This is a genomic window from Sporomusa sp., assembly GCF_035561255.1.
In the GTDB taxonomy this organism is placed as follows: domain Bacteria; phylum Bacillota; class Negativicutes; order Sporomusales; family Sporomusaceae; genus Sporomusa.
Genome location: NZ_DATMXX010000095.1, coordinates 1 through 10832, shown reverse-complemented (window position 1 = coordinate 10832; position 10832 = coordinate 1). Strand labels below are relative to the sequence as shown.

Here is a 10832-nt window from a genome sequence, read left to right as displayed (position 1 = left end):
GAAGAGGGGAGATCCCTCCCCCGTCTTGTTTATTCTATTTTATAACCCAAGGATACCAAAGGCTACATAACACACTAAAGCACCCACGACTGCCATAGACAAGCCCCATAACATTAGATTCCTAAATAGTTTGGCTTTGTCTTCATGTTCAGCTGCACAGGCAATACAAAGTGCACCGAGAGTCGACAGTGGTGAAGTATCAACAATGTGAGAACCGATGTTAATTGACGAGATAATCGCAATAGGATTACCACCGCCGATCTGTTGAATGATCCCTGGAACCATGGGTAGGAACATCGGCATTACCACACCTGATGAACTCGAATATGCCGAGATAAGGCCGGTAATAAACCCTAAGACACCGTTTACGGTTGTTGGGTTAGAAACAACTGCAATCATCTTAACAAGAGCGTTTAAGCCGCCAGCCTGATCCATGATATCAATCAGGACCGACATGCCGCACACCATAAGGATTACACCCCATGGCATAACTTTTACAGCCTTAGCATCATCTGCAATGCCAAACAGCATAAAGATTGCTCCAATGCCGAAAGCGACAGCACCAACATCCCATTTAAGAACAATTACTGACAGCACTAAGGCTGCAATCCCCACTAATGTGGCTAATTGGTGAGAGGTAAACGGTTCAGGCTTTGGCGCAATTTCATCAATATTAAGTGCTGAAGCACCACGTTGTTTTCGCATCCAGGCAAGACCGCCGAGCATGAAGAAACCACCGAAGTTTACTAGCCCTTGCACAATCTCTGAGTTGAAATGCACTTTCCAGGCCAAACCAGTAAGTTGGTCGGCAGGTATACCCAGACCAGGAGCCATCTTAGCAATGATACCATTAGAGATGATCCCAGTTGGCGCAAAGGGTGAGAATGCAGCACCGTTTGCAGCACCGACTACTAATAAGGTCATGGCAAAAGCCGGAAGACCGATACGGCCGGCAATTGCCATAGCTACCGGCGCCATCAGCGCAGTAGCAGCGATATTACCAGGCCCAATTGTCGTAACAACTGTAATAAGCACAAACAGGATAATCGGGATTAAGGCAGTATTACCTTTAGCTAAACGCACAGCATAGGCACTGAATTTTTCCATCGTACCATTTACCTGAGCGCAGGCAAACATAAAGGTAACACCAATTAAGATCATAAATAGTCCCACCGGCCAGCCCTTAAAGATAGCCGCGACTTTCAAACCGGAGAACACAATGCCAACAAGTAACGCGGAAGCAATACCAAGAATACCAACATTCATTTCCTTAAAGCAGGAAATGAGAACTACGATGGCCAGCGCAATAATTGACGCCAGCGCAGCGGTACTGATCTCCATAAAGTTTCTCTCCCTACTGCGTATAATAGTCCAGCTAAACTATGTCTATTTTTTGAGCAAGAGAATCAAACAAGCAAATTCAGGTGCATCTGGCATGTTTGCTGGGCATATAATCTACGAATTCTATTCTTCGTCTTCGTCGTCGTCTTCATCTTCTACTGGCGCAGGAAATGCGGCATGTAGAGCCTTGGTTGCAGCAATGAAAACACCAATAACGGCAAACATTGTTGGCAAAGCAATTGCCATCAGAGTTATAGCTTTTGAAGTTGCGCTTTCCATTTATTTACCTCCCCTATTTCGCCAGTGCCGGAATTAGAGCGAGTACCAGACCACCGGCCACTACAGATGCAACCTGTCCGGCTACGTTTACCCCAATCGCATGCTGGACAATGAAGTTAGTGGGATCTTCTTTAAGCGCCATTTTAGCGATTACGCGGCCAGACATGGGGAATGCCGATATACCGCAAGCACCAATCATCGGATTAATTTTGGTTGGGCTGAACATGTTTAAAAGTTTAGCAAAGAGTACGCCGCCAGCAGTATCAAACACGAAGGCTACGGCGCCCAAAGCCATGATCAGGAGAACATCGTAAGTCAGGAAGCGTTCAGCAGACATAGTGCCGCCGATAGTAATACCAAGTACCAGGGTAACTAGGTTAGCAAGCTCGTTCTGAGCGCAGTTTGAAAGGTTCTCAACCGCACCGCTTTCTTTCAGGAGATTGCCGAACATCAGACTGCCAATAAGAGCAACCGAGATGGGAGCAACAATACCGGCGATAACTACAATCATAATTGGGAAAAAGAACTTAGTGGTTTGGGAAACAGGTTCTTCTCCTTCAAACCCCATCTTAATCTTACGTTCGCTCTCAGTAGTCAGTGCTCTGATAACCGGCGGCTGAATTACTGGAACCAGCGACATGTAGCAATATGCTGCAACAGACAGAGGTCCTAACAGCTCTTTAGCAAAACGACTAGCTACGTAAATGGTTGTCGGGCCGTCAGCAGCACCAATAATACCAATAGATGCAGCATGTTCAAACGAGAAACCTACCAGAGTCGCGCCAATCGCTGTAGCAAAAATACCAAACTGAGCAGCGGCGGCAAACAACATTACCGATGGGCGACGGATTAGCGGCGTAAAGTCGCACATTGCCCCAATGGCAATAAAGATAAGTACAGGGAACAGTTCATTAGCAATACCCGCATTGTAAAGTACAATAAGAAACCCTTCCTCACCTGGGTGAGTTGAAACTGCCGAAGAATGCGGGATATTGGCCAAAATTGCACCAAAGCCGATTGGTAGCAGGAGCGCTGGTTCATAGTCATGTTTTACAGCAAGATAGATAAGCAGGGAGCCAACAGCCCACATAACCACATGTTTCCAGGAAAGACCTAGGAAACCCATGAGAAGTTCGTCGAGCCACGGATACTGGTGAATCAATGCTTCCATGTGTATTTTTTACCTCCTAAGATATGTTTGTGAGAAATCACATAAACAACAACAGTAATTTTTCGCCTACTTAAGCGCCATGATATATTAGGTAATAGTGCGACACGAGTCTAACCGTACCGCACTATTACACTTTGAGAAACTAACCGATAACAGCCATAACCTCACCAGGTTTAACGTTTTGACCTGCGGTTACGTTAATTGACTTAACGGTGCCGTCAGCAGGTGAGCCAATTTCATTTTGCATTTTCATGGCTTCAAGAATAACGATAACGTCACCCTTCTTGACTTTTTGGCCAGGTTTAGCAACTACTTTAGCTATTTTGCCAGGCATTGGAGCAGCCACAGGGCTGTCGCCGGCGGAAACTTGAGCAGGAGCTGCTGCCGGGGCTTTAGGAGCCGGAGCTGCCGCCGGGGCTGCTGCAGGAGCAGCTGCTGCAGGGGCTGCTGCAGGGCGTGATTGGGCGGAGGTAACGCCACCTACTTCTTCTACTTCCACCTCATAAGTATTACCATTAACTGTTACATTAAATTTTTTCATTCTAACAGACCTCCATTCATTGATGGTGTTCCATATGGCTTAGGCAAACTGACGACTATCCATAATCTTTTGGCGGCCAGTGTTTGCCCATTGATTGCCGGTGCGGGTAATCTTAACGGCTAAGTTGCCGGTACCCATCATGGCATAGATGCTGGCGGTAATGGCGGCAACAACTTCAGGACTGACCCCTTGAGCCTCTATGGCCATTGAGGTTTCATCTGCTGACTCAGTTGCTGCTGCTACTGATTTTTTCTTCTTTTTCTTAGCCTTAGGTGGCTCAGGTTTGCCGAATAATGAGTCAAAAAAGCCCACGTTAACGATCCCCTTTCTTTCCGCTCTGAAAGTTTAAGCGAGAGAATTATAGCGGAATATTGCCGTGCTTTTTAGCCGGACGCTGTTCGCGCTTGGAAGCCAGCATATTGAGCGCAGTAATAATCCGAGGCCGGGTTTCTTTCGGCTCGATAACTAGGTCAACAAAACCGCGTTCTGCCGCTTTATACGGGGTTGCGAAATCTTCAACATATTTTGCTGTTTTAGCTTCAGCTTCAGCGTCACCGCGGAAGATGATATTAGCAGCACCTGCTGGTCCCATAACAGCAATCTCAGCAGAAGGCCAAGCCAGAACCTGGTCAGCGCCCAAATCTTGAGAGCACATAGCCAGATATGAACCGCCGTAAGCTTTACGGGTAATAACTGTAATTTTAGGCACAGTCGCCTCAGAATAAGCGTACAGCATTTTAGCACCATGGCGAATAATGCCGCCATATTCTTGATCAGTACCAGGCAGGAAGCCAGGAACATCAACAAGATTAACAAGTGGCAGGTTGAAAGCATCACAGAAACGGATAAAACGTGAAGACTTGTCCGAAGCGTTGATATCAAGGCAGCCAGCCATAACGTTAGGCTGATTGGCAATAATACCTACCGGTTGACCGTCAAACCGGGCAAAGCAGGTAATAATATTTTGCGCGTAATGAGCAAGGACTTCATAGAATTCGCCGTTATCTACCACAGACTTAATAACATCTTTCATGTTGTATGGCTGATTTGGATTATCAGGTAAAAGAGTATTCAGCCCTTCGTCCATCCGGTTAGCATCATCACCAGTGTCAACAATAGGAGCATCATCCATGTTGTTGCTTGGCAGGAAGCTTAGGAGATAACGAACCTGTTGCATGCAGTCATCGTCATTTTCAGTTGCGAAATGAGCCACACCAGAAGTTGAGTTGTGAGTCATAGCGCCGCCTAATGCTTCTGCAGTCACTTCTTCAGCAGTTACTGATTTAATAACCTGCGGTCCAGTAATAAACATCTGGCTGGTATTTTTCACCATGTAAATAAAGTCAGTAAGCGCCGGTGAATATACTGCACCACCTGCGCATGGTCCCATGATAACCGAGATCTGCGGGATTACGCCCGAAGCCAGGGTATTCTCATAGAAAATTTTACCATAGCCGGACAGAGCATCTACCGCTTCTTGAATCCGGGCGCCGCCCGAATCATTGATACCCACTAAAGGAGCACCCATCTTCAGAGCCAGCCTCTGTACTTTTACAATTTTAGCAGCATGCATTTCGCCCAGTGAGCCGCCAATTACAGTGAAATCCTGAGCAAATACATATACTAAGCGGCCTTCAACGGTACCATAACCGGTTACAACGCCTTCTCCCGGAGCTTCTACCTGCTCCATACCGAAGTTGGTGCAACGATGGCGAACAAATTGATCAAGCTCAACAAATGTGCCGGGATCTAATAGTTTTTCTACACGCTCACGGGCAGTAAGCTTACCACTGGCATGTTGCTTTTCGATACGCTTTTGACCGCCGCCCAACTTTACTTTTTCCTGGCGTTTTTTTAGATCTTCAATTTTTTCCTGGATTGTAGCCATTTAGAAAAACACCTCCATTACTTGGAAACTGAATGTTCCTTATGAGACTGTTCAGAAATGCTCAGCTGCCAGGCGCACCGGAAGACGCCGTAGTGCCGCGTACACGGATGTACGCAAAGCAAAGCGTCTGAGGAGCAGCAACGCAGATAGGCGTCTATGAATATGTCTACTTTCTTTCAGAAAGTTCGAGCAGGATGCCGCCGGTAGCCTTCGGATGAACGAAAGCAATGCTAGCACCACCAGCACCATAACGCGGTGACTCATCAATCAGACGAACACCTTGTTCTTTGAGGTCAGCAAGAGCCGCCTCGATGTTGTCAACACGCAGGGCAACATGCTGAATTCCTTCACCATTTTTCTCGATGAATTTGGCAACAGGGCCATCGGGAGAGGTCGATTCTAAGAGTTCAACCTCGCTGTCGCCACAAGGGATAAAGCAAACTTTTACTTTTTGCTGTTCGACAACTTCTTCGCCCATCGCAGTCATACCAAGTACTTCTGTGTAAAACTTCTTAGCTTGTTCCATATCTTTTACTGCAATACCGATGTGGTCAAGTCTAAGGACTTTGAATTTGCGGGCATTTACGCCGCAGTTGCAATCTTGGCACATATCAATTACCTCCTGTTTAAAAATTCGATTGATTATTCCAATCTATATACATGATACCATATTTTAATATCAGGTACTATATTTTCCTATTAAAATGGTTTATTTTCCCATCAGCGCAGTATTTGACGTAATAATTCAGCAACGACAGTGTATGGATCTTGCTCCCTTTTTTCCACCGATGTTACCAAAGCATCAAATTTCCCGCCGGTTGTAACATGCTTAAGAACATACCGGCCAATTTGTTCATCTAATAATGCAAGCAGTTCATTTTTTGTCCGTTCGGTACGCCGTACAGCTAATTGTCCTGATTGCTGCAGATGGGAAATGTGATCTTCGATAGCGCCTATGAGCTCAGCAATGCCTTCGCCTTTGCTGGCTACTGTCCGTTTTACGGGCGGACGCCAGTCAACCATATCCTGATTCAATTCAAGCATCATTTCAATTTCGGTGTTTAATCGCTCGACGCCCTCCCGGTCTGCTTTGTTAATAGCAAAAACATCAGCTATTTCCAATATGCCGGCTTTGATTGCCTGAATATCGTCACCAAGGCCAGGCACTAATACAACAACAGTGGTATCAGCTGCTTTGATGACATCGACTTCAGACTGACCAACGCCTACTGTTTCGATAAAAATAATGTCTTTACCGTAAGCATCCATTATTTTTGCCGCTTCTGCAGTTTTGCGCGATAAACCACCCAGACTGCCTCTGGTTCCCATACTCCTGATGAAAACACCTTCATCCAAGGTAAGTTCGTTCATCCTGATACGATCACCTAAAATAGCGCCGCCGGAAAATGGACTAGTCGGATCAACAGCAATGATTCCAACTGTTTTTCCCTGGCGACGATATTCTTTGGCTAATTTATCAGTAAGTGTGCTTTTTCCTGCACCAGGAGGACCGGTAATGCCAATAACATGAGCTTTACCGGTATGGGGATAGAGTTTTTGCATGATCTCGGCTGCTTCATCATACTCGTTTTCCACAGCAGTGATGGCACGGGCCAGGGCCCGTTTGGACCCTGCCAGCACCTCTTCTACAATATTCATTCTATATCACCTGCCCAGTTACACAATGACAAGCTATTATTTTACGTTGGTTTTGATAAACTCAACAATGCTGCTAGTTGTGGTTCCTGGAGTAAATACTTCAGCTACACCCGCAGCTTTCAGTCCAGCGATATCAGCGTCAGGAATAACTCCACCGCCAACAATCAGTACATCACTCATCCCCTTTTCTTTGCACATTGCAACAATGCGTGGGAAAAGGTGATTGTGGGCACCAGATAACAGACTTAAGGCTACAACATTTACGTCTTCTTGCAGAGCTGCTTCAACAATTTGCTCAGGAGTCTGACGAAGACCAGTATAAATTACCTCAAAGCCAGCATCGCGGAGAGCGCGGGCTACGACTTTGGCGCCGCGGTCATGACCATCCAGACCAGGCTTTGCTACCAATACTCTAATACGTTTTTCCATCGTTGTCCCTCCTACTCAGCTTATAGGCTTACATGCGCTTCGTATTCACCGAACACTTTGCGCATTACGCCACAGATTTCTCCAAGGGTTGCATAGACCTTAACGGCTTCAAGAATAAGCGGCATAAGATTGGCATTCTCATCTTTGCAGCCTGCTTCAAGTGCAGCAAGTTTAGCTTCAACAGCGCCGTTATCGCGACGAGCTCTAAGCTCAACCAGCTTTTTCTTTTGCAGTTCGCCAACAGAAGCGTCTACACGGAGCAAACCTTCAACTGGTTTTTCTGCAACTTGGAACTGATTAACACCAACGATAATACGTTGTTTGCTTTCCACTTCCATTTGCCATTTATAGGCACTTTCTTGGATTTCGCGCTGAATGTAGCCTTTTTCAATAGCCACAACTGCGCCGCCCAGATCGTCAATCTTGCTGATATATTCCCAGGCTTCTTTTTCGATTTGATTGGTAAGCGCTTCGATATAATAAGAACCGGCAAGTGGGTCAACTACATCAGCTAAGCCGCTTTCGTAAGCCACAATTTGCTGGGTGCGAAGGGCAACGCGTACAGAATCTTCAGTAGGCAGTGCCAGCGCTTCGTCTTTGGAGTTTGTATGAAGGGATTGAGTACCACCAAGAACGGCAGCAGCAGTTTGCAAGGCAACGCGTACAACATTGTTATCAGGTTGCTGAGCAGTAAGCATGGAGCCGGCAGTCTGGGTATGCACACGAAGCATCCAGGATTTGGGGTTAGTAGCGCCGAAACGTTCTTTCATTACTTTAGCCCAAACACGACGGGAGGCACGGAATTTAGCTACTTCTTCCAGCACATTATTGTGTGCATTCCAGAAGAAGGACAGACGTCCGGCAAAGTCGTCAACGTTCAAGCCAGCTTTGATAGCAGCGTCAACGTAGGCGATACCATCAGCAATGGTAAATGCGATTTCCTGAGAAGCAGTGGAACCAGCTTCACGGATATGGTAACCAGAGATCGAAATTGTGTTCCAGTTAGGAACATTCTTCGAGCAATATTCAAAAATGTTAGTAATAAGACGCATGGAAGGCTTAGGCGGGAATATATAGGTACCGCGGGCAGCATATTCTTTAAGAATATCGTTTTGAATAGTACCGTTCAGTTTATCAGGGCTAACGCCTTGTTTTTCAGCAACGGCGATGTACATAGCCAAGAGAACTGACGCAGGGGCATTGATGGTCATGGAAGTTGATACTTTGCCAAGGTCAATGCTGTCAAACAGAATCTCCATATCAGCCAGTGAGTCAATGGCCACGCCTACTTTACCAACTTCACCCTCAGCGATGGCATCATCGGAATCATAGCCGATCTGGGTTGGCAGGTCAAAAGCGCAAGACAAACCAGTACCACCGGACTCTAAAAGATAGCGATAACGCTTATTGGACTCTTCGGCCGTTGAGAAGCCTGCATACATGCGCATAGTCCAGAAACGTCCGCGATACATGGTAGGTTGTACGCCGCGAGTGAAGGGGTATTGCCCCGGGAAGCTGAGATCTTTTTCATAATCAAGACCTTCAATATCAAGCGGAGTATAAAGCCTGTTGTAAGACAGGTTTTTTCGCTCTGGAAATTTGGCGAGTGATTTTTCCACCTTGCCGGTGTACTCAGCCATTTTTTCTTTCAAACTATTTGTGTTAGCTGTGCACATATTCTAATTCCTCCTTTAAGTATGTATTCCTTAGTGCAGCTGAAAGACTGGCCGTTAAGCTGTCTTTCTATTTTATTTTCATACTGCCTGTTTCCAGGAAGCGAGTATGCCAGGAAAGAGCTTCATTCATGAGATGAGGAGTGTGTGCATAACCTGTGGCTTTTTCAGCCCGTTCAAGATAATCCAACAACATTGGCTGATAATCAGGGTGTGCACAATTATTGATAATGACCCGGGCCCGTTCTTTGGGGCTCAAGCCGCGGATATCAGCAACACCACGTTCGGTAACAAATACATCAACATCATGTTCGGTATGGTCAAAATGCGAGCACATCGGCACAACCGAAGAAATATCACCTTTTTTGGCAATCGAATTTGTAAAGAAGAAGGTCAGGTAAGCATTACGGGCAAAGTCGCCTGAGCCGCCAATCCCGTTCATCATTTTCGTCCCCATAATATGAGTGGAGTTAACATGACCGAATATATCGAATTCTATGGCCGTATTCATGGCAATTACACCGATGCGCCGAGCCACTTCCGGGCTATTGGCAACTTCTTGCGGCCGCAGAATAATTTTTTTGCGATATTCGCCAATATTATCATAGAGTCGTTTTAAGCCATCAGGCGAAGGGGTAATTGAGGTGCCTGACGCAAAAGTCAGCTTACCGGCATCAATAAGATCAAACATGCCATCCTGGATAACCTCTGTATATACAGTAAGGTTTTCAAAATCAGAATCCGCTAACCCGGCAACAACCGCATTGGCAACCGACCCTACACCGGATTGCAGCGGCAGCAGGTTTTCAGGCATACGTCCAGCTTGAATTTCTTGTTTAAGGAAATTAATAAGATGTCCAGTCATTGCCCGGGCGTCATCATCAATGGCTGCCAGCGGACGAACATCATCCTTTATATCGCAAGGAACTATGTACGCAATTTTTTCCGGGTCACACGGAATATATGGAGTACCGATACGGTCATCGGCTTTCACAAGCGGTATTGGCTGGCGATGGGGCGGATCAAGCGGCACATAAACATCATGCATGCCCTCAAGTTCAAGTGGTTGGCTGGTGTTGATCTCTACAATGACAAAATCAGCACTTTGAACAAATGAAGCAGAGTTGCCAAGCGAAGTTGTTGGCACGATATGTCCCTCTTCAGTAATTGCACAGGCCTCAATGATTGCAACATCCACTTTTCCACCTAAGAAACCATAACGTGACATTTGGGCAACATGACTTAAGTGAAGATCAGTATACTGGATAGTCCCGTTGTTAATTGCTTTTCTAACACTATCATTCGTTTGATACGGTAACCGTTTAGCAATACCCTTGGCATCAGCCAAAGCGCCATCCAGTTCCTTGCCTACCGAGGCACCTGTCCAAAGGTTTACTGTGAAGTTCTCTTGCTTCATTCTCTCTGCCAGCGCGAGCGGTACAGCCTTTGGATAGCCTGCAGGCGTAAAACCACTAGCTCCAATATTCATTCCTGGCTTGATACTGGCAGCCGCTTGCTCCGCGCTAACAATTTTGGCTTGCAGAGCTTTGTTTCTGACACGGTCTTTAATGTCAATCATTGCGTACTCTCCCTTCGAATCGGTAAATTTATATAAATTTTAGAGATAATCATTGTTATTATTCGGGAAACTGCAAAAAATATTCTGACCTGACACGGTCATGGCAACAAAAAAGCACCTATTGGTTTATTTTGTACTAAACAAAACAAACCTAGGTGCGCACTTACTAAGTTATCTATTACCGGTTGGGTAACAGACCATAAGGGCGTAGTTTGCAGGTATACTTTCAGAAAAGCAAAAGCGCTGTCTGTCTGTATAATTATAGATTAATA

The 10832-nt window shown here is 45.9% G+C and carries 11 protein-coding genes; all 11 read right to left on the bottom strand.

Features of this window, described 5'->3' with window-relative positions:
- Positions 1-39 precede the first annotated feature (39 nt).
- Positions 40-1341: an SLC13 family permease gene (locus VN379_RS05705; RefSeq protein ID WP_325531714.1), complete on the bottom strand. Its 1302-nt coding sequence runs from the start codon at positions 1339-1341 to the stop codon at positions 40-42.
- A 123-nt stretch (positions 1342-1464) separates the two neighbouring features.
- Positions 1465-1620, bottom strand: coding sequence for a hypothetical protein (locus VN379_RS05700; protein WP_325531712.1), 156 nt, complete (start codon positions 1618-1620; stop codon positions 1465-1467).
- 13 nt (positions 1621-1633) lie between these two features.
- Positions 1634-2791 (bottom strand): sodium ion-translocating decarboxylase subunit beta, encoded by a 1158-nt coding sequence (locus VN379_RS05695; RefSeq protein WP_325531710.1) that lies wholly within the window; start codon positions 2789-2791, stop codon positions 1634-1636.
- 142 nt (positions 2792-2933) lie between these two features.
- Positions 2934-3332, bottom strand: coding sequence for a biotin/lipoyl-containing protein (locus tag VN379_RS05690; RefSeq protein WP_325531708.1), 399 nt, complete (start codon positions 3330-3332; stop codon positions 2934-2936).
- A 39-nt stretch (positions 3333-3371) separates the two neighbouring features.
- Positions 3372-3644: an OadG family transporter subunit gene (locus tag VN379_RS05685; RefSeq protein WP_325531706.1), complete on the bottom strand. Its 273-nt coding sequence runs from the start codon at positions 3642-3644 to the stop codon at positions 3372-3374.
- Between the two features lie 46 nt (positions 3645-3690).
- The gene (mmdA, locus tag VN379_RS05680; RefSeq protein ID WP_325531704.1) at positions 3691-5220 is read right to left on the bottom strand and encodes a methylmalonyl-CoA decarboxylase subunit alpha; all 1530 of its coding nucleotides are present in this window, start codon (positions 5218-5220) and stop codon (positions 3691-3693) included.
- Between the two features lie 166 nt (positions 5221-5386).
- Positions 5387-5830 (bottom strand): methylmalonyl-CoA epimerase, encoded by a 444-nt coding sequence (gene mce / locus VN379_RS05675; RefSeq protein ID WP_325531702.1) that lies wholly within the window; start codon positions 5828-5830, stop codon positions 5387-5389.
- Positions 5831-5940: 110 nt separating this feature from the next.
- Positions 5941-6879 carry a methylmalonyl Co-A mutase-associated GTPase MeaB gene (gene meaB, locus VN379_RS05670; RefSeq protein WP_325531700.1) on the bottom strand — a complete coding sequence of 313 codons (939 nt, stop codon included), beginning with the start codon at positions 6877-6879 and terminating at the stop codon, positions 5941-5943.
- A gap of 36 nt (positions 6880-6915) precedes the next feature.
- Entirely contained in the window at positions 6916-7308 is a 393-nt protein-coding gene (locus VN379_RS05665) for a cobalamin B12-binding domain-containing protein (protein WP_325531698.1), read from the bottom strand.
- Positions 7309-7328: 20 nt separating this feature from the next.
- The gene (locus VN379_RS05660) at positions 7329-8948 is read right to left on the bottom strand and encodes an acyl-CoA mutase large subunit family protein (RefSeq protein ID WP_414714961.1); all 1620 of its coding nucleotides are present in this window, start codon (positions 8946-8948) and stop codon (positions 7329-7331) included.
- 103 nt (positions 8949-9051) lie between these two features.
- Entirely contained in the window at positions 9052-10560 is a 1509-nt protein-coding gene (locus tag VN379_RS05655) for an acetyl-CoA hydrolase/transferase family protein (RefSeq protein WP_325531694.1), read from the bottom strand.
- Positions 10561-10832: the final 272 nt, after the last annotated feature.